This window comes from Ruminobacter sp. RM87, from assembly GCF_000701925.1.
Classification (GTDB): Bacteria; Pseudomonadota; Gammaproteobacteria; order Enterobacterales; family Succinivibrionaceae; genus Ruminobacter; species Ruminobacter amylophilus.
The window spans coordinates 13,290-35,403 of the sequence record NZ_JNKD01000032.1 but is presented as its reverse complement, the minus strand read 5'-3'; the positions used below and the strand labels follow the sequence as shown (position 1 = coordinate 35,403).

The 22,114-nt window shown below is 39.8% G+C and carries 18 protein-coding genes; 5 read left to right on the top strand and 13 right to left on the bottom strand.

Going from position 1 to position 22,114, the window contains the following annotated elements; all coding sequences use genetic code 11:
- Positions 1-275 precede the first annotated feature (275 nt).
- From T489_RS0107505 to xerA, 4 genes are all read right to left on the bottom strand, one after another.
- Positions 276-1,331: a DUF262 domain-containing protein gene (locus tag T489_RS0107505; RefSeq protein WP_198020442.1), complete on the bottom strand. Its 1,056-nt coding sequence runs from the start codon at positions 1,329-1,331 to the stop codon at positions 276-278.
- A gap of 103 nt (positions 1,332-1,434) precedes the next feature.
- The gene (locus tag T489_RS0107500) at positions 1,435-4,476 is read right to left on the bottom strand and encodes a type I restriction endonuclease subunit R (RefSeq protein ID WP_031579442.1); all 3,042 of its coding nucleotides are present in this window, start codon (positions 4,474-4,476) and stop codon (positions 1,435-1,437) included.
- 88 nt (positions 4,477-4,564) lie between these two features.
- Entirely contained in the window at positions 4,565-5,803 is a 1,239-nt protein-coding gene (locus tag T489_RS14645; protein ID WP_037319187.1) for a restriction endonuclease subunit S, read from the bottom strand.
- A 9-nt stretch (positions 5,804-5,812) separates the two neighbouring features.
- On the bottom strand, positions 5,813-6,799 hold the full coding sequence (gene xerA, locus T489_RS0107490; protein WP_031579440.1) for a site-specific tyrosine recombinase/integron integrase: 987 nt from the start codon (positions 6,797-6,799) through the stop codon (positions 5,813-5,815).
- A 69-nt stretch (positions 6,800-6,868) separates the two neighbouring features.
- Between xerA and T489_RS14290 the strand changes: the two genes are divergently transcribed.
- Complete coding sequence (locus T489_RS14290) at positions 6,869-7,612, top strand: restriction endonuclease subunit S (protein WP_198020441.1); 744 nt, start codon at positions 6,869-6,871, stop codon at positions 7,610-7,612.
- Here the strand turns inward: T489_RS14290 and T489_RS0107480 are convergent.
- The 4 genes from T489_RS0107480 to T489_RS0107465 all read right to left on the bottom strand — a co-directional run bounded on the left by T489_RS0107480 (position 7,609) and on the right by T489_RS0107465 (position 12,353).
- Positions 7,609-8,205 carry a restriction endonuclease subunit S gene (locus tag T489_RS0107480; RefSeq protein WP_051621890.1) on the bottom strand — a complete coding sequence of 199 codons (597 nt, stop codon included), beginning with the start codon at positions 8,203-8,205 and terminating at the stop codon, positions 7,609-7,611. The genes T489_RS14290 and T489_RS0107480 overlap by 4 nt on opposite strands.
- A complete protein-coding gene (locus T489_RS0107475) occupies positions 8,195-9,703 on the bottom strand; it encodes a type I restriction-modification system subunit M (RefSeq protein ID WP_031579437.1) in 1,509 nt (502 codons plus the stop codon). Before T489_RS0107475 ends, T489_RS0107480 begins: the two co-directional genes overlap by 11 nt.
- Before the next feature lie 396 nt (positions 9,704-10,099).
- Positions 10,100-10,627: a hypothetical protein gene (locus T489_RS0107470; protein WP_031579436.1), complete on the bottom strand. Its 528-nt coding sequence runs from the start codon at positions 10,625-10,627 to the stop codon at positions 10,100-10,102.
- A 1-nt stretch (position 10,628) separates the two neighbouring features.
- Positions 10,629-12,353: an N-6 DNA methylase gene (locus T489_RS0107465; protein ID WP_031579435.1), complete on the bottom strand. Its 1,725-nt coding sequence runs from the start codon at positions 12,351-12,353 to the stop codon at positions 10,629-10,631.
- A 651-nt stretch (positions 12,354-13,004) separates the two neighbouring features.
- Between T489_RS0107465 and T489_RS0107460 the strand changes: the two genes are divergently transcribed.
- The 4 genes from T489_RS0107460 to T489_RS0107450 all read left to right on the top strand — a co-directional run bounded on the left by T489_RS0107460 (position 13,005) and on the right by T489_RS0107450 (position 14,609).
- The gene (locus tag T489_RS0107460) at positions 13,005-13,499 is read left to right on the top strand and encodes an RNA polymerase sigma factor (RefSeq protein ID WP_031579434.1); all 495 of its coding nucleotides are present in this window, start codon (positions 13,005-13,007) and stop codon (positions 13,497-13,499) included.
- A gap of 151 nt (positions 13,500-13,650) precedes the next feature.
- A complete protein-coding gene (locus T489_RS15205; protein WP_198020440.1) occupies positions 13,651-13,809 on the top strand; it encodes a hypothetical protein in 159 nt (52 codons plus the stop codon).
- Positions 13,778-14,128, top strand: coding sequence for a hypothetical protein (locus T489_RS0107455; protein WP_051621889.1), 351 nt, complete (start codon positions 13,778-13,780; stop codon positions 14,126-14,128). The genes T489_RS15205 and T489_RS0107455 overlap by 32 nt, the downstream gene beginning before the upstream one ends.
- Entirely contained in the window at positions 14,121-14,609 is a 489-nt protein-coding gene (locus T489_RS0107450; protein WP_031579432.1) for a DUF2800 domain-containing protein, read from the top strand. The genes T489_RS0107455 and T489_RS0107450 overlap by 8 nt, the downstream gene beginning before the upstream one ends.
- A gap of 360 nt (positions 14,610-14,969) precedes the next feature.
- On the opposite strand, the gene T489_RS0107445 is transcribed toward T489_RS0107450, so the two are convergent.
- The 5 genes from T489_RS0107445 to T489_RS0107425 all read right to left on the bottom strand — a co-directional run bounded on the left by T489_RS0107445 (position 14,970) and on the right by T489_RS0107425 (position 21,478).
- A complete protein-coding gene (locus T489_RS0107445; RefSeq protein ID WP_031579431.1) occupies positions 14,970-15,377 on the bottom strand; it encodes an HI0074 family nucleotidyltransferase substrate-binding subunit in 408 nt (135 codons plus the stop codon).
- Positions 15,364-15,654 (bottom strand): nucleotidyltransferase family protein, encoded by a 291-nt coding sequence (locus T489_RS0107440; protein ID WP_031579430.1) that lies wholly within the window; start codon positions 15,652-15,654, stop codon positions 15,364-15,366. Before T489_RS0107440 ends, T489_RS0107445 begins: the two co-directional genes overlap by 14 nt.
- Positions 15,655-15,759: 105 nt before the next feature.
- Positions 15,760-16,428: an IS3 family transposase gene (locus T489_RS13610; protein WP_198020439.1), complete on the bottom strand. Its 669-nt coding sequence runs from the start codon at positions 16,426-16,428 to the stop codon at positions 15,760-15,762.
- Positions 16,429-16,497: 69 nt separating this feature from the next.
- Entirely contained in the window at positions 16,498-19,002 is a 2,505-nt protein-coding gene (locus T489_RS14285; protein WP_051621887.1) for an alpha-amylase family glycosyl hydrolase, read from the bottom strand.
- Positions 19,003-19,213: 211 nt separating this feature from the next.
- Positions 19,214-21,478, bottom strand: a complete 2,265-nt coding sequence (locus tag T489_RS0107425; RefSeq protein ID WP_031579428.1) for a hypothetical protein — start codon at positions 21,476-21,478, stop codon at positions 19,214-19,216.
- Positions 21,479-22,114 lie beyond the last annotated feature (636 nt).

Here is a 22,114-nt window from a genome sequence, read left to right as displayed (position 1 = left end):
CAATGAAAAAAAGTAGAGAAAAGCAGAATATTTGGAGAAATTTTTGGTCATTTGATGTATCATTTTCCTGGTGTGTTTTTTTGAATATTTTTTGTTTTTTTGCGACTACAATTATATCATAAAACACACCACAACACCTTATTTTTCAAGGGTTTCAACAATTTTATCATCTGTCCAGACAGCAGTTTTTTCATAGAGAAAAACTTCATCCAAAAATCAATACATGTTTTTAAAAAACACCCAAACCGCCTAGGATATGGGTTATGTTGTTATTTTCACTTTAAAACAAGTGGGAATCTCGAGTAATCATTATGTACTTTTAGCAAAAAAGGATAAGATACCTCCATTCTTAAATCGTTGATGTCCTCATAGAGAGATTTAAGTGCCGAAATGCTACTACGTTTGAACACCATATCTGTATAATACCTAGCATTGGTGTACAGATCCTGACACAGTTCTCTAATAGTGCTAAATTCGCAATTCAAGTGATACAGTTTGAATTCCTCATAGACTCGATCTTGTTTTGGAATGCGGGTACTCTTCATTGTAAGGTAATCCCTAAAAAATCTATCCATAACAGAATCCTGAGTCTCGTATACAAATAGCAATTCCATAGGACGCCAGAAGTGCTCATAAACAAATCTTTGTTCGGCAGGTTCCAATCCCATAAGAACATAATTTCGGATTAAATCAGATTCAGACAGCTCTTTACCGGTAGAATTTAAACTTTCAAAAATAGCCTGAGCATCGTCCATCGAACGATCAAGCGTTATATTAACAATCTGCAATTTACCAATAGATTGATAAACATTAGCTGGAAGTAATTCTTTGCTAGCAATTTTCTCAGCAAAAAAATTATAGTTATCAATAAGCCTTGACCGGGTATTATCTGAAATAGGCTTTTTTTCAACAAGACTAATCAATACATCTCTATCTGTTTCTGTCAGAAGTAATTTATATTGCTCATCGTTGTTTTCATATTCATTTTTCAGGAGCATATTATCAATGCGCCGAGCATTTATTGTAGTATCCTCAGTGTTTTCTAATGCGTAATCACGCAAGGCAATCAAAAGTAACGTCAGCGTGGTCATTCGTTGCTGACCATCAATAATCATATATTTCTGCACTCCTGTTGGCATTGCTTGTTCTGCGATATTTACAATAGAGCCGACAAAATGTCCCACTTTACCTTTCTTTTGCATCTCAACAATGTCACACCACAGGCGCTTACACTGTTCAATATCCCAACTGTAATACCTCTGGTAAACAGGTATCAAGAACTGTTTATTACCATTTAATATTTCGTAGATGTTTCCTTTGCGAGCATCCATACAACACATCACCTCAAAATAAATATTCTTTACATATTCCATCTAATCTGCAGAAACACGCTTCAGATTCTTCTCCGATTAGAAAGGATTTATTATTCTTACACTATTCAATCCTTGCGTTATCTGTCCACAATTCACACTGAATCATAACTGTCTGGACAGCATCATCCATACCCTCAGGTGGGTATCGATGTTTTTTTAGAAGTTTCTTTATCATCATTCTCATTTTTGCTCTAGCTGAATCACGTTTCTGCCAATCAATAGTACGATTTTTGCGAAGGGTATCAGCTAGCTCTTTTGTAATGGCAATAAGTTCAGCATTTTCATAAAAATCCTTAATTGCCTGTGGTTTTGTCAATGCATCATAGAAAGCTAGTTCATCAGATGTGAGACCTAACTGTTCACCTTCCTTTTGAGCTACTGCTATATGCTTTGCAAGATTAAGTAGTTCCTGAATAACCTCTTCATTTGTAAGCATTCCATTTAAATAGCGGTTCATTGTACTTTGGATTATCTCGCTAAACTTCTCAGACTTAACAACATTTGTCCTCTTGTATATGATAACCTGCTCAGATATAAGCTTTTTCAATAACTCTACAGCAAGATTTTTTTCCTTCATCTTCCCAATTTCCTCAAGAAACTTTGGATCGAAAAGAGAAAAATCTCCATTAATGTCTGAGAACAAATTTATTACACCATTTGATTTAATACTTTGTTCTAACAAGGCATTAATTCTAGCATTCATTTCAGGTAAGGAAATTTTCTTTCCCTCTCCCTGATTCATTAGTCTCAAAACAAGAACACGAACAGATTCAAAGAATGCAGCCTCAATTCTTAGAATTTTCTCAACAAGAGATGAACACAGAGATAATGCCTGATGTAAAAGCAAAGCTTCTTTTAAAAAAGTCTCGCGTTCACGCTCTTTATCAACGGCAACAATAAAGTTAACAGCTCCACTTATTGTCTTCGAACGTTCCAAATCTGTTCCTGTAGTAAACTTAGAATAATCATATCCGTGAAAGACATCGCGACAAATAGACAGTTTTTCCAAAAATTTAGGATAAGCAACCTTCGAAACATCGGTATCACCGTAATTCTTTTTATCACGTGATGTATAATCATTCATTGCCGCTTTCAAAGCAGAAGCAATTCCAACATAATCAACGACAAGTCCACCTTCCTTATCGGCAAAAACACGGTTGACTCGAGCAATGGCTTGCATCAAGTTATACCCTTGCATTGGTTTGTAAACGTACATAGTCGCAAGTGATGGGACATCAAATCCTGTCAGCCACATATCGACCACAATTGCTATTTTAAGTGGACTACTATTATCTTTAAACTTCTTAGCTAGTTCATCTCTGTTGCGTTTATTTCCAATAACATCACGCCATTCTTCTGGATCCTTATTACTTTCCGTCATAACCACAGCAACCTTCTCAGTCCAAGATGGTCGAAGTTGAAGTATGCGGTTATAAACTTTCATAGCTATTGAACGAGAGTACGCGACGATCAACGCCTTTCCAGTCAATAAGTTAGCACGATAATTTTCGTAGTGATTAAGAATATCATCTACAAGCGAAGCAATAGTCTGCTCGTTACCGAGAATAGCCTCCATCTGACTAAGTTCTTTTTTACTCTTTTCCACCACTTCTGGATCTGCATTGTTTGACATGATTTCGTACTCAGCATCAATCAAATGCAGAGTTTTTTCGTCCAATTTTAGATTGATGACGCGACTTTCATAATAAACCGGACGTGTAGCCCCATCCTCAACTGCCTGAGTCATGTCATAAATATCTATATATTCACCAAAGACCTCACGAGTGCTTCTGTCTTTCATAGAAATAGGGGTTCCAGTGAAGCCAATATAGGTGGCATTTGGCAAACTATTTCGAATAATTCGCGCTGTACCAGTTTTAATTTTCCCAGTTGCGGCATCAACCTTTTCTTTAAGCCCATATTGTCCACGATGTGCCTCATCTGCCATCACAACAATATTTCTGCGTTCTGAGAGAGCTTCATGGGATTCCTCAAACTTTTGCATAGTAGTGAAAATAATTCCATTTGCCTGCCTGCCGTTTAGCAATGTTTTCAAATGTTCACGACTCTCTGCATGAATAGGTTCTTGTCGCAAGAAGTCTTTACATTTTGCAAATTGTCCAAACAATTGGTCATCTAAATCATTGCGATCTGTAAGAACAACAATTGTAGGACTATCTAATACTTCTTGTAGCCGGTGTACGTAAAAAACCATAGATAATGATTTTCCACTTCCCTGAGTATGCCAAAACACTCCACCTTTTCCATCTGTCTCTGTAGCACGCTTTGTAGACCCTATGGCTTTGTTAACAGCAAAATATTGATGGTATCCAGCCAGTATCTTAAACTGCTTCAAGCCCTCATTTGAGAAACAAATAAAGTTTTTTACGATATCGAGTAATCGATGACGTTCAAAGATTCCCTCGAAGAAAGTATCAAATTGAGCATATTGTGTGTTCTCGTAGTTTCCGTCCTTAGTCTTCCACTCCATGAAGCGATCCTCACCGGAAGTGATCGTTCCAGCCTTAGATGTTAAATGATCACTCATAACACAAATACAGTTATAAATGAACATTGATGGAATCTCTTGCATATAATTTCTGATCTGCAAGTATGCCTCTGAAGCATTAGTTTCCTCTCTTGAAGGAGACTTCAACTCAATAAGAACTATAGGAAGGCCATTTAGAAACAATAATACATCTGGTCTTTTATTACTGTTTTCAATAAATGTCCACTGATTTGCAACTATAAAGGAATTGTTATCAGGATTCTTATAATCTACAATGTATACAATACCGGATTGTTCATCCCCTTTGACTAAATATCGAACCTCCACTCCATGCTGGATATAATCCATAAAGACAGCATTCTTCTGAACCAACTCTGCATTTTCAAAATTCTTTAATTTAAACAGAGCATCATTAATTGCATCCTCTGGCAAAGAAGGGTTCAGCCGATGCAAAGAATCTATTAATTCATCTTCATACAAAGGGGTATTAAAATTCCTTTCTATGTCAGGACCATATGCATGGCGGTATCCCATTTCCCGAAATAGTTCTACGATAGAATTCTCATAATCAGCTTCCGTATAAAACCCTGACATAACTATCTCTCCCTTTTTATACACCTTTTCGAACGAGACTCCTCGCTCTTTACGTTTGTTGCTCTAATTTAAATGATAATTTAGCGGCTTAAAGTACAATATTTGATACATCAAGTTCACCAGACATTAGTCGTGGTAGTAAATAGTCTCGTATTTCTGCAAGTTTTTCGCTTTCTTTTCCATTTGCAAATACTTGATCAAAAACGGCTTTACAGTAATTATTGAACTTACTTACCAATTCTTCTGGTGGAATGATAATGGTTTCTGTATCAAGGAAACCTGAAAAATCAAGATTTTTTATACCTGTTGTACCATTTTCATAAGCAAAGAAAACTTTTTTATCATAGAGGTATTGCCAGTAATAATAAATAAACATGCTGTAGTTTGATTTTGGCTTGATCGCTTTACAAAAATTAGTGCAAACCATGCCGCTATCATAGCGTTCAAGAAGAGATTGTGTAACGGCAACGCATCTACCTGTTGATTGGGTCGGACTACCACCAGAGATTTCTATTACGATATCTCCGTCAGTAAGCATCTTACTTGCGTAGTTTTTAGGAAGAATGTATCTGATTGGCATTTTTCCCTTACTTCCAGCACGCACATCAGGTATATCTGCGCCTCTAATGCAATATACCTTTTGTATATTATTCCCGGATGGAGATTCTTTTCCCCAATCGCCATTTAGGGTGGACTGAACCAACTCAGAAAAAGTACCTTGGTGCCAGTTTGTTTTATCGGGATTATCTATAAACCATTCTTGGAATATAGACAGTGCTTGCTGCTGTAAATTATCATTTATCCCCTCATTACACCTAATTTTTTCATCCAAATTCCTCAAGAAACTGCCAATAGCCACCTGAATCTCTATATTTGGAACTTCTATTTCTAGATTTTCTATGTCACTCGCCTTTATTGAGGGATAAGCTGATGTACTTTGCTCTGCAATAGAATGCAAGGTTTCCACTAAATCATTCTGGATTAACCGGTAATAAAGAAAATCAGCATCAAGAATATTAGTATTCACATCAATAACAGTAAAACCAGTTGATACGAGAAAATTATTAGGTTGTTCTTTAATAATCCCAAAGTGTCTCTGGTTTGGACGTACTGTAGAATAAATAATACTATCTTTCTGAACTTTTCTACGTGCTCGACTTGGCAGTTTGTCTTTTTCAATATCGATATATTGAATTGAATCTATCTTGTTATCAACAATATTTCCAGTATCTAGATAATTAACATATGACCAATTTTCTTTTGGTGAATAGGTATGAGCATTTGTGGTACACGCATTGCCTAATCTAATTTTCTTCCATAAACTCATCGATGATTCCTACCCGATATACTTTCTATGAGCAGCCTTAACATTGCTCTGTTTAACCATTGCGTAGTGCAACGTCGTATCTATTCTTTGATGCCCTAGCAATTGTTGCAACTGCTCTATAGGCATTCCCTTATCAATGGCAACAGTGGCCAATGTTCTTCTAAACTTATGCGGATGAACTTTATATATATTCAACCGGTTACCAATCTCCCTAAACCTATGTTCCACCCCACCAATTGTAATTCGTTCATATGGTGCTCGAAGCGTTACAAAAAGAGCCTGGTTATCGTCAGTTCTTGAATTCAAGTACCGTTGCAAGTGCAACTTAGCTTTAGCATCAAAATATACAATTCTTTCCTTTGCACCTTTTCCAAGTACAACACACTCTCTTTCTGAAAAATTAATGTCATCTTTGTTCAACAACACCATTTCACCAACACGCATACCAGTCGACGCAAGTAAATCAATCATTGCAAGATCCCTTAATTCATTGGATCCATCCCGCATCTTCTCAAGATCCTCATCCGAAAATGTGTCTTTCAAATTCTTTATCGTCTTAACCTTGTGAATACGACGTACTGGACTTTTTATGATATAATCCTCATCCTCCAACCACGAAAAAAAGCTAGATAGTATCCTCCGAATGTTATCAATCGTTACCCGGCTAGATTGATGCGTATTCTGGTATACTGTCAAATATTTACGCAAATCTTCGGTAATGATATATTTCACGTTTTTACCAACATTAGAAACTAATGTATCAATCGTTACTCGATAATACTTCAATGTCTTTTCAGAACAGCCTTCAATACGCTTAGCCGAAATAAACTTTTCGATTAAATCCTCGTCATCACCTTTTTTCACAGAACCATCGTTCCTACACACATCGTATGCAGTAAGTGTCTGCTCTAAAACCTGTTTAAGTTGCGCCAACTTGGCATTATCTAGATGCTTCAACATAGCCTGCATAACATCTAATATTAAGTTTTCTTTCATATTCGTTCTCCTATAATGCTTCTTTATAGAAGAACTGTACTTACATTATCAATTAAGCTCCCAAATCAGGTGGCTTCTAATATAAATGATAATTTAGAAGAGCAAGCGGTCCTAATTTATCGTTCTTGGTTTAACGCATTCAATCGATCTCAAAACATCAATTTTGTAAGCTCCGAGTTTGGCAAAATACCTTCTGATTTTTCTATCGTAAAAATTGGTAGCTTGCCGATGTTAGTTACCGATTACGTAGCAAATGGAAGCTTTGCATCTCTCAAACAGAATGTAAAGTTATACCAAGAACCTAATTATGCGTACTTTGTGAGGAATACTGATCTTAAATCAAACTCATTCGGAGTATATGTTGATCAGCATTCTTACGAATTTCTTTCTAAATCTACTTTGTTTGGAGGCGAAATCATCATCTCAAACGTAGGTGATGTGGGTAGCGTTTTCCTTTGCCCTAAACTCGACAAGCCAATGACATTGGGAAACAACATCATCATGTTGAGACCAAAAAAGGATTATCTCCGCTATTACCTGTATATATGGTTTAAGTACCACTATGGGCAAGCAATAATCCAAGGCATAAAAGGTGGTTCAGCCCAACCAAAATTTAATAAAACAGATTTTAAGAATACTTCTGTTTTATTACCACCAAATGAACTCTTGGATGATTTCCATAATACCGTCTCCCCGATGTTTTCAATAATAGAACAAAATAAAATTGAAAACGCAAAATTATCAATTCTACGAGATATTTTGTTACCTAAACTTATGTCTGGAGAATTGGATGTATCAGACATTGAGCTTTAAGCCGCTAAATTATCATTTATTCTCTTGTTGTTTTCTATTTTATTCTCCAATGGTTGTAATATCGACACTATCTTGTCTTGATGGTCTCTTGGTGGAACCGGTACGAGCATATCTCTAAAATTAGTTTTATTAAACTTTGGTTGTGCACTCCCCGTAACTATTGAACGGAGCATATGTTGCCCTGCGAGACTTCTCAACCAAAAATAATAAAAATCATCACTTTCTTTGAATTTAACCATTATTGCGTTAGGCGCTAAACTCATCTTGTACGGCAAGTGAGGACAGCGGAATACAGTTCCAACATTAGCACCTACATTTGAGATGATAATCTCGTTACCATATAGCTTACTTTTTCCAAGAAATTCATACGCATGCTTGTCGATAAAAACAAAATTTCCTTTGAAATCATTATTGTAATCAGCAAGTCTAATTAACACAGCCTCATCTTCAGTATCTTTGTACGTAACATTTGCTGCAAGAGAAGCGAAACTACCATTTGCAACATAATCAGTTACCAGCTCTGTTACAGCTGATATAGGCCTAATCTTCCAAACCTCTGGTACTTTTCCAAAAGGAGCGTCCTTATATTTCATATCCGATTGCCCCCAGTTTTCTTCTAATTTCCGCTTCAAGTTCATGCGATTTGTCAAACATTTCAGATAATTCAGATGTTAGTCTTGTCATTTTTTCATCAAATGATTCCCCTTCATCTTCCTGTTCCTCAATGCCAACATAACGTCCTGGCGTTAGAATATAATCCTGTTTAGCAATATCTTGAAGAGTTGCAACAAAACAGAATCCTTTCACATCATCAAGAGTTTTATTTTGGAAGGCTTCAAATGTATCCGCCAATTTTTGGATATCTTCGGCAGATAAATCTCTATGTTTACGGTCTACCATATGCCCCATCTTACGAGCATCGATAAAGAGAGTTTTTCCCTTTTGTTTCTTATTCTTTGTAATAAACCACAAAGTTACAGGAATCTGTACACTATAAAAAAGCTGTGTTGGCATAGCAATAATGCCTTCGACCAAATCGTCCTCTATAATCTTTTTACGAATTTCACCTTCCCCTCCAGACTGGGTTGAAAGAGCTCCATTCGCAAGCACGAGACCAATTTTTCCATTTGGCGCAAGATGATGGATCATATGTTGAATCCACGCGTAGTTTGCATTACCTGCAGGCGGTACACCATATTTCCAGCGAACATCCTCTAGCAGTTTTTCCTGATTCCAAGGATGGTAGTTAAAAGGTGGATTAGCTAGTATAAAATCCGCCTTTAAAGTTGGGTGCAAATCTTTAGTAAAAGTATCCGCATGATAAGGGCCAAAATCCGCATCAATTCCTCGGATCGCCATATTCATTTTGGCCATCTTCCACGTATCAGCTTGGGCTTCCTGTCCGTAAACAGAAATAGTACCTCTTTTACTTGAATGAGCCTGAATGAACTTTGCACTTTGTACAAACATTCCACCTGAACCACAACAGCAATCATACACGCGACAGTTATCAAATGGACGTAAAATTGAGACTAGAGTCTTTACCACACTGGATGGAGTGTAGAATTCACCGCCACTAACCCCTTCTTTCGCAGCAAACTGAGCGATGCAGTATTCATATGTACGTCCAAGAAGATCTTCGCTTTCTTCAGTGTTGCTCATGTCTATATTATTCGTAAAAATGTCTACAACATCACCAAGTACTCTCTTGTCAAGATCTGGATTGGCATAATTTTTCGGCAGAACATTCTTCAGTGTCTTGTTCTCAGATTCAATGGCTCTCATTGCCACATCAATGACTGTTCCAATTTCTGGTGTATGGGCTGCAGATGCAATAGTGTCCCATCTTGCCTCTTCAGGCACAAAGAAGACATTCTCCATTGTATAAGCGTCGCGATCATCCTCAAAGCCATCGCCTTCAGAAACAAGCTCTTGATACCTTTTATCAAATGCGGCGGAAATATATCGTAGAAAAATAAGTCCGATAATAACTTTTCTGTATTCAGCAGCAGGAATATGCCCCCACAAAACACAGGCCGCATCCCACAGTTGTTTTTCAAATCCGATGTTGGCATTTGTTTTATCTGCCATATCAATCTTCCTCCAAATGATAGCATACACCCATGCTTATTCTATTGTTGATTCTTTAAAACGTTTTCTTTTGGCCATAATCAAGACATAATATTATCGCCTATGCGTTACAAATCGGTTAAAACAGCATACTACCACAGTTAGATTACAAAATTCTTAATGTGACTACACAAAAACGATAAGTTTTGCATAACCGAATAATTTTTATTCAACTTTTGTCGTAAACATCAAATATTTTCTTATTAAGCTCGGCTAGGCCGTCTTTTTTCTAAATATTTAACGACCTATTCCGAATAAGTATCAAACTTTATTCACAATTGATGTCTATGTGCCCTGAATAAGCCAAAGTGACATATATACAAAAACAAGTACTTATGTATTGCAAACAAAGTATGCTTATATATATCCTTCTTCTAATAATTGATTAAGTTTTTCCCTAAAATTGGTTTTTGTTATTTTTAGTTCTTGCCCACTCATAAGTCTTTCAACTCTAGGGTAGCCATCCTTTTTTGCGATTTCTGCAATAATACTCCTACTATCGCCTTTACCATGACCACTGTGAGGAGTCGGTCCAAATAATATGACTCGATACTGTGGAGCGTACTGCATTTTATTAAAATCAAACTTTTGAACGCTTTCATAATCCAAACAAAACTCAAAGCGATTTTTATCAATTCCGAGCTGCTTTCCTATTGAAACAAGAATTTCTTCTTTCGTTTCAGTTCCACCTACGACTACTATTTTCCCGTTCTTATATGTTTCAAACTTATTCTCACTGCCAAGCAAATCTGATAAACCAAGCAGGTGCAGAAGATCATTAAGATCTCCACTTCTATTTGCCTTTGAAAGTATTTCTGTTATTTTACTAGGCAAAACATCCATGATAGCATCTTCAAGTTCGGATAATTCTTCAATCGACAACATATCACTTCACCTCCCCGAAGATTGCTCTTAAAGCATTATGAGCCTTTTTAAGTTTTAGCTGTAAAACCTTTATTTCATCCTGCTTTGCCTGATACAAATCAGCAATCTCATTTTGCTTTTCCATTGGTGGCAAAGGAACTATGAGTTTCTTGAGCGATTCTAAAGAGATGTTCGGGATTGTTGTGCCTACAACAATTTTCTTAAGTGAGGCAAAACCAACTTCACTATCAAAGAATGCTTTTAAATAAAATGGATTAACCTTTTCTTCATCCAAAGCAATGATAAACAGATTACCATTTCCAAGTATTTTTATATCTTCTTCTATCTCTGCAACCGCAACTTTAAAAGGTGCTCCATTCTTTGAAAGAAGAAGATTCTTATTCCCTATTAAATACTTAGCTAACTTGGGATCAAGTTCTTTTAAATAAGGTAAATCTTCAGAGATCATTCCATTCTGAATATTCGCCAGCATTAAATATTGGATGTCAGTAGGATCTTCAGAAACCATATCATCAAGTTCACTAGCCTTTAATTGAGCCCCACGAGTGATACTTTTAATTAAACTACCAAACTCAACCCCATCTTCGATTTCCACTGTATATTCCAAATATCTTGAAGGATTCAACACGAATTCATTTTGCTGAAGTGTCTTGAAATCAACAGTAATAGCTTGTTCCCCATCTTCATTGAGCAAGCGGATAATCTGATCAATATTAGTATCCGTTATAATATTTTGTCTTCTACCCTGTTCACAAATAGCGGTAGAATCGATCAATCTTACGCTCTTGTTATTTCTACTAAACACAATCATAGTTGTAGAAATATTAGTGAATTCAAACAATTTGGAAGGTAATGCTATAACAGCCTCGATCAACCCATTCCGTACAAAATACTCTCGTATTTTCTGATCAATGCTATTCCATGTACTGCCATTTGTCATTATTGCAACGGCCTTACCATCATCTTCAAGATGATCAAGGAGCAATGAATTAAAAATCCAATCTGCAGACGTTGCTCTCTTTATTTCCGGCATTCTCTTAAGAAGAGAATCAACGTATCCTGTAGATGCATTAAGATTAATTAGTCGCATCCCAAACGGATAGTTTGAAAAAATTTTATCAAACTTCCTATCATCTGCGACGGCGAACATATCTCCAAGTTCCACCTCAACATTATTGGCAGCAAACAATTCTGCTCTTATTTTTGAAATTTCACAGGAATAAGTATTTATCTCAATTCCATATACATTACTTTTATCATTATTTTCAGAAATCGATGTAATGAAATCTCCAACACCACTTCCAAAATCAGCTATATTTTCATTTTCTCTAATATTTAAAATCCTAATTGCTAACTTTGAAATCGATTCAGGTGTACCACATTCAGCACTTACTCTTCCTGCTGATTCTCTTGGAAATACAAACATGTACGCAAGGAGATCTTCATCTGAAAAAGACTCTGAAATTTGAATAGCTATTTTAATATTATCTCTTGCAAACTCTTTGACAAACATTGCTCTCTGCTCAGAAACATTTTCTTCGATAAAAGAAAGTAAATCATCAGCATCGTTAACATTATTTGTCAAAGCCAGGTGTGCTGCATAAACAAGAACAAAGCACAACTGAGGTTCAACTACGCCCCTTCCTCTGATAAAACTAATAATATTAGAAGTGATTTCACTTACTGCCTTAGACTCAATATTTAAGTTTTCTTTTCTGTATAACATAATTACCTCTATTTATGGTTATTCATAACCAAATCAACAACTGTAATAAAGTCTATCACTGGTTATTTTGGTTGTCAATAACCAAAAACACATTTTATATTCGAAGCACAAAAAATCCTTTAAAGATCACATTTTGCCCACTTTTTCATCAAAAACTTACACATTTCACCTTAAACGAATAATAAATATACTAGACATTATCAATTAATCGTCACTAAGCCCCAAAAGGCGTTTTATTTTCACACGGACTTTCAATAAACGTGTACAATCAGCCGCTCGCATTAATTGTTAAATAGATCACATTTTCAAAAGTGCGTTATCCAAGCAGCCCCCCTTATCGATGCCTGCTTTTTTTGTATAAATCCTGACCGAATAGGAGGAACAACTCCTCCAAAACGTCAGATTTCACTAATCCCCATGGCTATTTATAGAAGGATTAGCAGTTTAACACTCGCCTGCGTAAGCCCATCAAGTTGCAAATTGATGAGTGCATGGCTGAAACAGGCGAATTTTCATTAACAGTCCGGTGTCATGCACCACTGGTCACTTCCGAAACGGGGACTATCCCGCGAGGTGACCTTATATGTACACGAGACAATTCAGCCATAACGGTTTTCTCCGCTTCGGTTTTTCCGAACAGGAGAAGCCGCAATGGCAAAAATCTTTGATAAGCCAAGTAACAAATGGATTGAGGTTCCAAATGAAACTTATGCCGAGTATATGAAATATTGTAGCAACCATCGTAAACGAATGCAGGCTCATGGCCTTTGCAAATGCCCTAGAGCTAAGTGGTGGCAGTGCGATACGGTCTGTGCCGACTGCATTCATCAGAATCTTCCAGAAACTGTATCTCTTGATGAACCTGTCACTGACTGTTCATCAGAAGACGAAATGGAACTTCTGGACGTTGTCGTGGATGGTTCTGAACTTATGGAGGAGCTTTTATGTGATGCAGATGAACTCAATCATCTATTGAAACGACTGCAAGAACTAATGCCGGAGGCCTTGAAGATTGGAAAACTTCGTGATGATGAATTGACTGATACCGAGATTGCCGAACGCATAGGTTTTTGTCGTACCACGTTCCGCTCAAGGCTGAACAAGGTCCGTAAAATCCTAAAGAAAGAGTTCCCGGAAGTATTCTAATAATTGAACTTCAGGGGCGTCCACACCCGCTGTCCGATTGTTTTTTGAGCAGTCGGACATATTTCTGAAAATTGTGTAGTTATGTTTCGTCAAATTCAACCTTTATCGCCCATTAGATAAGTATAGGCCACCCAAATTAAGGAGGTTAAACATGAGAAAGGCTTATCGTTCCCCAAAACGGAGGGATCGTGAACTGATTACGGTACTTACCGCAATCTCACGAGTATCCGCACGAATGGCAAAAACCCTTGCCACACTTAAATCTAATGGAGTTTTTTATGACAATCGAACCAACAATTACAAAGCTTAAGAACGCAGCTGAACTAATCGGTGAAGCTGTGAATGAACTGTCTGCTCTGCTTCAGAGCTTGGGGACATCAGAACAATCTGTTCCCGGTAATGAGTCTCAGCCATCAACCCCAGAGGTTACTACCTCCACCACCGCAACAGTAGAACCTGAGTTTACCCTGGAGGATGTACGCGGTGTTCTTTCTGACATAGCAAGAAGCGGTAACCGCGAAGGTGTGAAGTCTCTGCTCGAAAAGTACGGAGCATCAAAGCTCTCTGCCATTGATCCGAATGACTATGCAGCACTGCTGAAAGATGCGGAGGTACTCAAGAATGCCTGACTCACACGCAATCTTATCTGCATCGGCATCGCACCGCTGGCTGATGTGTCCGCCTTCTGTCCGTCTCTGTGAGCAGTTTCCTGGAGACGGCGGCAGCGAGTATGCTGCTGAAGGAACTGAAGCTCATGAGCTCTGCGAATTCAAGCTGAAAACCGCGCTAGGAATGGAAGCGGATGATCCAACACCAAACCTCACCAGATACAGCGAAGAAATGGATGACTGCGCCAACGGCTATGCCACCCACGTGCTGTCGCTCGTTGAAAGGGCAAAGCAGACCTGTTCAGATCCGAAGGTACTCATTGAGCAGCGAGTTGATTTCTCGCAATGGGTGCCCGAGGGATTCGGTACAGCCGACTGCATCATCGTATCTGACGGAACACTGCACATCGTGGACTACAAACATGGTCTGGGCGTTCTTGTGGAGGCTGAAAACAATCCGCAGATGAAGTTCTACGCCCTTGGAGCACTCGACCTTTTCTAGTATCACGCCGTCTTTAATACGAGGTAAAAATGTGCATAATACGTTGATTTGTAAGGAGTTATGTACAGTATAGAGCCTTCTTTGGGTTCACTAATGTGAAAAGCATCATAAAACCATACTACTTACTACACATAAATCAATTATCGCATTAGGGTTATTCGGATAATTGAAAAGTACGGCAATAGTTGATATGCGAAATATCCGCCTCCAAGTGATGGTTCACCTCTCGCAAATTGGCTTCTCCTTGGCAGGGAAAATGGAACAGGTCTACACCTCCCTTTTTGGAATTCAAGGACAAACCGGTCAAAGCCTATGCATGGTCTTTGCCGGTTCGGAATGCGTGTATTGCGGGTAGTAGACTTAAAGTTCATTATCTGTATTTTCGATTTTGGCCTTCAACGTTTCTTCGAGAACCGTAAATGTCGAAATGAAACTATCACGTATCAGTGACACGAGCTCATCAGCCTCTTCTTCATTATATACATGAACAGAGAGATTTCTCTTTTTTAGCATCAGTAGCCACGTGGCAGAATCAGAAATAAAACCAACCTTATAGGCAAGCTGGAGAATCTCCCGAGGAGAACCAACATCAGCCCCTTCAACGCCATGAATTCTCAATACTTCCTGGATGGCTTTCCAGGAAAGTTCAAATGTTAGGTTGAACTGAGCTATTACTCCGGTTCTGTATATTTCGCTTTCTGAGGCCTGCTCAAAATCAGCCTTTTTCAACACTTTTAAGCAATTGGAGAAATTTTCAAACTTTTTCATAAATTACTATACCGTCCCTTTCAATCTCCATTTTTAATTTCTCAGAAATGTTTTTATCGGCATCAATGATGTCAAAAGATAATAGCGAATTAACGCTATCATGGATATTCCAATAAAACGAATCAAAGTCGCCGCCATAAACAGCAAGATCGATATCGCTTCTTTCAGTATTTGATCCCCTGGCACGAGAGCCAAAAAGAATAACCTTATTTACTGAATTTCTTTCAGCAAACATAGTAATATCCTTTAAAACAACATCTGGTATGTCTCTTCTCATATCACTCTCAAATTTAGCAATTGTGCATTAGTATTTTATAAGCATGTCGTTTGGAACAGATGTTAGATAACGGAATAATTTATCCCCCTAAGAAGTAGCCTAAAATCAATATAAAACTCTGTTTCTGTATTGATAAAGTGACAGCATCCCCAATGATGAATGCGGTCTGAAGCCATTATAATACGAAATCCAGTTGATTATCTTCTTTATTCCTTCACTTCGTGACGAGAATTTTCTGTTTACAGGTAAACACTCCCGCTTTAATGTTGCCCAGAATGATTCTGCTACCGCATTATCCCAACATTGGCCTCTTCTGCTCATTGAACATCTGAAGCCCTTGGATTTCAGAAGTTCCTGAAATTGGTAAGAGCAATATTGAGAACCCTGGTCAGAATGAAAAATCGTGCCTACAGTCTGATTTTCTTCCTTTATGGCCATCAATAAGGCACCACAAATCAAGTCGGTATCCATGGTTGCCCCAAACTTATAGCCGACAAGACAGCGGGAACATAAATCTACGACTGAGGCCAGATAAAGCCAGCCTTCATCCGTAGGTATGTATGTAATATCACCGCACCATGCTTCGTTTACTTTGAATGAGTTGAATTCCCTGTTTACCAGATTTTCTGCCCTGGCAAGGTTATGATTACTGTCCGTGGTAACGACGTACTTACGGTGGTGTTTATGGTAGAAGCCGTTTTTTCTCATTATCGAAACAAGACGTTTACGAGAAACCTTAAAGCCTTTTCTGTTCAATTCATGGTTGAACTTCACGCTCATTCCTCTTTTTCATTTTCAATCAGTCATCAGCAGAACCTGATGGCTGATTTTCTTAAGGCGGGATTATCTGTCCGGATATCTGTTGTATCTGTATTCGAGAGCATTATCCTTTACCAGAAGTCTGTAGGTACCATTCAGCTCAGGATCGTGTACCACATCATGAGCAAAACTGTCACTCTTAATCAGAACTCCTGATGTTCCGTTACCGCCGAGAACATTACCTTCATTCCAGGAGCAGCCGCTGATAATTCTGAATCTCTGACTGCCTGATCCGTCCAGTTCAACCTTTCTCATCCAGTAGCCTACGGCGGAATTGTAGATCATCGGCTCCATCTTCCAGTCAGTATCAGTACCGGAATAACACAAGGTCTCACCTTTCGGATTCTCGGTAAGCTCGGTGATTTCAACATATCTTGTCACCCTGCTGCTTTCTTCGGAAATGCGACTTGATGCAAGAAGTGAAACAAGGTGTTTGCCCAGGGAATCATAAACTACAACAGGCTCTTCCACAGATGAAGTTTCCCCATTGCCGAAATTCCATAAGTACGTAATGTCGTCCTCCGGATTAAAAGCTGTTTTGTTATGGAATTCCACGGTAGAACCGGAAACGGTACAGGTGAAATCAGCCGCAAGAGGTACAGGAGGTTCAGGAACAGGAGTTACATCCTTGAACTCATATGTCATATCGGCATCCCTGATACTGAGCTCATATACGCCCTGTCTGAGATCAATCGGAACATTGCCTTCCTTAGAATCGTTCACCTTCAGTTTGCCGGAAGTACTGGACTTGCCGTAAATGACACCGGCAGACCAGTCACAGCCGTCAACAATCTTGAAGCTCTGACCGCTGTCTTCAGAAAGAGTAACCTCGGTGGTCCAGAGTCCCGTCCTCTTGCTGTACGCCATTTCCTCGAATTTCCAGGAATTGCTGGTACCGGTGTAGCAGAGAATTCCCTTGGTCTTCTCTATCGGATTCACGCATTCCTCATTATCAGGATTAAGGAGACAAAAGCACTTTTCATCTGAAGGATTTGCCGAACAGAATGATTCGCAGACACCGTTCTTATCAACGGTCTGATCCTTACAGAGACAGGCTGCGCCGTATGGATCAGTCTCACACGGGTCCTTGCGCCTGCCGCACCAGTTTTCATCGGTACAGATTGCCATGGCGCTCTTTGCCGGGATAGTCAGGGTAACCCTGCCGTTCCTGACCTTTACTTCCTTTCCGCATGGATCCCTGTCAGGATCCTTTGCTCCGAGAATATCGCAGTAGTCTCCGTCAGGCATTTCCACGGTGAAGGTATGCTTAACATCACTGCCGGTAGGATTCATGGCATAGAAGCCCTTACTGCCGCGGTTGAACCACAGAATACCACTGTCATATCCCTTGGTTGTAACCTTTTTGCCACGGGTGGCTCTTGCAAAGCGCGGAGCGTTAAGAACAATCGGTTCACGATGCTGACACAGCCATCCGCCGGTACAGCGTGAAGCGGAAACCGGACCTGCCGGATCGTGAGATGAGAATGAATATCCGGAATAAATCTGTCTTACGGTTCCTTCCGGCCATACCGCCATCCAGGACTGAGCCAGATGATAGTATGGATTGTTCTGGGTGGACATTGAGCAGGAACCTGCGGAACAGCGCTTGTATTCATCATCATGATTGTTTACAAACACTTCAGAATTCCCCCTGTACTTTGCCTTAAGCTTCAGCGCATCACCGAACTTACGGCTGTCAAAAACATTCTTTATGTTCTGGACATATGAAAAATCGGTTACCACCGAATTTTCAATATAGGTGTATTTGTCAGGATAGATATCCGCAGCTTCGTTGCTGCCTTCGATAACCTCCATATAAATCGGAGGTCTTCTGCCGGTCTTTTTGGCAGTCTTCCTGATGATGGAATCAATATCGGTGTACTTCATGTGCTTGGCGGCATCTATACGGAAGCCGTGTACGCCCATGTTCATCAGAGTGGCCAGATAGTCGGCGATTTTTTCCTGAGTACTGCTGCTGTCGGTTTTGATGTCCGGCATGCCGTTCAGGTCGCACAGACGCACGTTATCTGCACTGGAGTAGTCATAAAGCCTGCACCCCGGATGGAAGTCATCCGAAGTGAAACCGTCGGCATATCTGGTACGCTTCTGATAGGAAGAACCGCCGAGTCCGGTACCGGAACCTCCGGCACGCTGGTTGAACACCGCATCGGCAAAGACCTTCACGCCTGCATCATTACAGGTTCTGATCATGGCTCTGAGTTCCTTTTCATTACCGGTCATGGTAGTGAAGTTCTTGAAATTCACCGGCTGGTAAACCGCCCACCAGACGCCCTTTTTGGAGATATGTTCGGCAGGCTGGGAAATCTGCACGCCGTCAAACCCGGCTGGGCCCAGATATTCCGTACATTCCTTTGCAATACTGTTATACGACCACTGAAACGGGTGCAGTATAACCATTTCTTCCTCGTAGTTCTGAGCCCCGGCCACATTAAAGATTGCCATTGAGACAACAGGCAGACACGCCGTGAGAACCGCTCTGGAAATCTGATTTATCCTGTTATGATGCATTTGCACAACACCTTTGCTGTTATGATTGATTTATATAATAAAACTTATAAAAAAGTACGTTATTTAAGTATAAATCTCTGTCTGATGAACATATAAATCTGATTACATATTTTTTACAGAAATTTAACCAAAACGATCTTTTTCAAGGTGTTTCATTAAAAATCACACAGGGTTCCGGGTGTTTACTGACAATGACTGCGCGAATTTCGGACTACGCTCCTGCAAATCTCCACTGCATCACCAGCATGCTCCTTCCGGAAGTAAGTTCACCGATAATCCGGTCAAACTCCTTTGCCAGAAGTTCCACGTAGCACTCCTCCGGTTCCGTCATGGTCATGGCGGTAAATACCGCAAGATACAGAAGTTCGATGCGCGGAGCGGAAACAATCCTCAGAGCAAGACCTCTGATTTTTTCACTGAGTTCCGATGTCTCTGCAACACGAAGCTTTACTGAATATTTTCTGGCGTGATTTTCCGAATCATCCGGGGAGTTTACGCCTTTAATGTTCCTGAAGTCACGAATGGCATTCATGAGATATCTTAATGTGCTTCTGTCATTAAAGAGCAGCTCGAATTCAGAAAAGGCAAAGAGAGACACCGCCATGATAAGAGTCGAGGTTTCGACAAGCTGACTGAATCTTCTCTCCTGTCTTACGGTTAAAGCCTTTCTGTTGGTGAATATTCTGCCTTTCTGAGATGAATTCCCCGACTGCCGGGTTTCGTTACTCCGGCGGCGTATTCCGGTCATGTCACGGAACTTGCCGTCGTCGAAAAGAAGGCACAGATTGTTCTTGAGTGTTCTGGTCTTGTTCTTTATATCGCCCGTCTGAGAATTTAGAAGCAGCTTGATGGCCCACAGAACCGGAAGTCCCTTCTTCTGCAGATTCCCCGCCATTTCATACATGGCGCCGTCATACTTTCTGCCGGAGATTTCCGTATCAACCAGTCGATCCATAATCCTGAGCCTGAGAAGATTTTCCGGTGCGGAGGCATTAAGCTTCATATATGACGTCATTCCGGTAATATCGGTCTTAAGCAGATTTTCCAGAGTTCTTACCCTTGAAACATCCGTCTCTGAACCTGAATCCGATACGACAAGAGATTCAGTCTTAAGCTTTTCGTAATCCTTTACGGACGTACCGATGAAATCCAGATACTCCACGGTGTCCATTCCTGCTCTTTCCGCTGCCGACATAACCGCAAACACGACTCTGGCAAGAACAATCTCCGTCGTATATCCGTTGATGAATTCCACGTCTGCGCTTTCAGGTAGATTCCTGGGCTTTATCACCCTGTCCCTGAATACGTGATGATAGATTCTGTTGAGGATGCATCTGCCCGGCTCCCCTGTTCCGTTCTCGGTGTGAGAGTCAGACCGACTGCCGTCCGGAGCATCAGAAGAACCATCACTGCAGAAATCTTCGGCAAAAGCATGAGTCAGGTATTCATCAAGCTTTATGGCAAGAAACGGATCCCTGCTTCTGTAAAAGATGTCTCCTGCAGGTGAATCATTTTTCTCTTCGCATGCTGACACGGACATGCAGTCAAGAACAAACTTTATGCCTCTGTAGGCTGACACTGAAAGACCGTCAGCCATGAGGTATTCCCTGATAATGGAAAGAGTTGATGAATCAAGTTTTATTAAATCATGCTGAGATACCGAATGCTTTTTCCCGTCCCTTGCTGAAACCGAATCCGTGCCTCTTCCCCTTCCGTTTGCAATGAGGGAATTAAGGACCTTCTGCAGTGTGCGGTTATAGTCAGAATAATTTTTCTTCTTTGTATTCTTGCTGAAAACGGATGTACTTAATTCGCACCAGACCGAGCCGTCTGCCGCGGAACTCTTCTCCGCAAGGGATGCTTTTTCAGCTTCTCTGAAGAGAACGAATACATCACTGCTTCTGAAATTTTCCACCCCCTCATCAGATAAGGATGCGTCAGCCGGAAGCTTCAGAATGTCGCTAGTTGAAATTTCCGTTTCGGCTTCATATAACGAACAGTCTTCACTGTATAACCCGTCATATGAAGTACCGCATTCATCTGTCCTTTCATCGTGACAAAAAGCGTTAAGTGAATCACTGCCGTCACTCTTCACTCTGTCTGAATCCTCCGGTTCCCACGCCTTATTCTCGGATGAACCTTTTGCGGTATTTTCAGGTCCTTTGAAGTTGCACTGACATTCGCAGCCGTTTTCATTCCTGACGCTGTCGAACACACGCTTTTCAATATCGCTCAGAATGGATTCCCTGGCGGCAAGAAGCATGAGTCCGGGTTCATCGGTTATGATTTTGGAGAGAGCCGAAACCTCGCCGTAATTCTCGCTTAACACGGTATCCGAGAAATTTTCAGGAAGGATTTCGGAAAACAGTCCGGCTGCGGAATTAATATTCCCGTCATCTCCGTCTCTGAGGATGCCGTCTTCTCCCGGAGCAGCCTGTATGGATTCAATATCTGATAAACTTTTATCAATACTCATGTTTACGATCCCGTTTTATCAAGTAGCCAGTAAAAGTTTATTTTTCAAATTTCAGTGATGATTCTAAAAAGCTGATTATTGTTGTTATATTTATGCGTCTGTCCATGGCCATGCCGTTGAGACATGACATTATCAATCCATGAGTCCCTGATTACAGACTGCCTGTAACGCTGTCTGCTGTCGGTTATGATTATCGATGCTGAAGACATGCAATACTGTCAGATATTGCCTTAAAACAATGCCGTCCGGTCCTTTCGTTATGCTGTATTTATCCCGTGTGCATTTTCCGTCAGTCATTTTCTTCCGACTGTCTGGCTGGTTACACGTTTATTTTTTGTGACCTGACGCACATAAATTTACACAATCATATTTTTTGTTTCAAGCGCTAAATTATTGGGAATTTTTTTGATTTCTGAGGATATTTTGTACAGCAGTTCATTTTTTCAAAATCACTATTCGCGTTTCTGTTACTTTTCGAATCGGCGAAGCAATCCCATGAATCAATCGATTTTGAAATTCAGGGCCGTTTTCAGAAAACGCCCCTGGTATTCGCACCGTGTCGATAAAATATATCCTTATTCATAGTTTTTATAGCTGATATATTACGTTCTGATTGCTTAAATAATAATCAATAAA

Coding starts and splice junctions, on each gene's coding strand:
- T489_RS14285 (WP_051621887.1), bottom strand. CDS start 19,002: ATGCATCATAACAGGATAAATCAGATTTCCAGAGCGGTTCTCACGGCG.
- T489_RS0107475 (WP_031579437.1), bottom strand. CDS start 9,703: ATGGCAGATAAAACAAATGCCAACATCGGATTTGAAAAACAACTGTGG.
- T489_RS0107445 (WP_031579431.1), bottom strand. CDS start 15,377: ATGAAAAAGTTTGAAAATTTCTCCAATTGCTTAAAAGTGTTGAAAAAG.
- T489_RS0107505 (WP_198020442.1), bottom strand. CDS start 1,331: ATGGATGCTCGCAAAGGAAACATCTACGAAATATTAAATGGTAATAAA.
- T489_RS0107480 (WP_051621890.1), bottom strand. CDS start 8,205: ATGAAATATAAGGACGCTCCTTTTGGAAAAGTACCAGAGGTTTGGAAG.
- T489_RS0107460 (WP_031579434.1), top strand. CDS start 13,005: ATGGCAAAAATCTTTGATAAGCCAAGTAACAAATGGATTGAGGTTCCA.
- T489_RS0107450 (WP_031579432.1), top strand. CDS start 14,121: ATGCCTGACTCACACGCAATCTTATCTGCATCGGCATCGCACCGCTGG.
- xerA (WP_031579440.1), bottom strand. CDS start 6,799: ATGAAAGAAAACTTAATATTAGATGTTATGCAGGCTATGTTGAAGCAT.
- T489_RS0107440 (WP_031579430.1), bottom strand. CDS start 15,654: ATGAGAAGAGACATACCAGATGTTGTTTTAAAGGATATTACTATGTTT.
- T489_RS0107470 (WP_031579436.1), bottom strand. CDS start 10,627: ATGTTGTCGATTGAAGAATTATCCGAACTTGAAGATGCTATCATGGAT.
- T489_RS0107465 (WP_031579435.1), bottom strand. CDS start 12,353: ATGTTATACAGAAAAGAAAACTTAAATATTGAGTCTAAGGCAGTAAGT.
- T489_RS0107455 (WP_051621889.1), top strand. CDS start 13,778: ATGACAATCGAACCAACAATTACAAAGCTTAAGAACGCAGCTGAACTA.
- T489_RS0107500 (WP_031579442.1), bottom strand. CDS start 4,476: ATGTCAGGGTTTTATACGGAAGCTGATTATGAGAATTCTATCGTAGAA.
- T489_RS15205 (WP_198020440.1), top strand. CDS start 13,651: ATGAGAAAGGCTTATCGTTCCCCAAAACGGAGGGATCGTGAACTGATT.
- T489_RS0107425 (WP_031579428.1), bottom strand. CDS start 21,478: ATGAGTATTGATAAAAGTTTATCAGATATTGAATCCATACAGGCTGCT.
- T489_RS14645 (WP_037319187.1), bottom strand. CDS start 5,803: ATGAGTTTATGGAAGAAAATTAGATTAGGCAATGCGTGTACCACAAAT.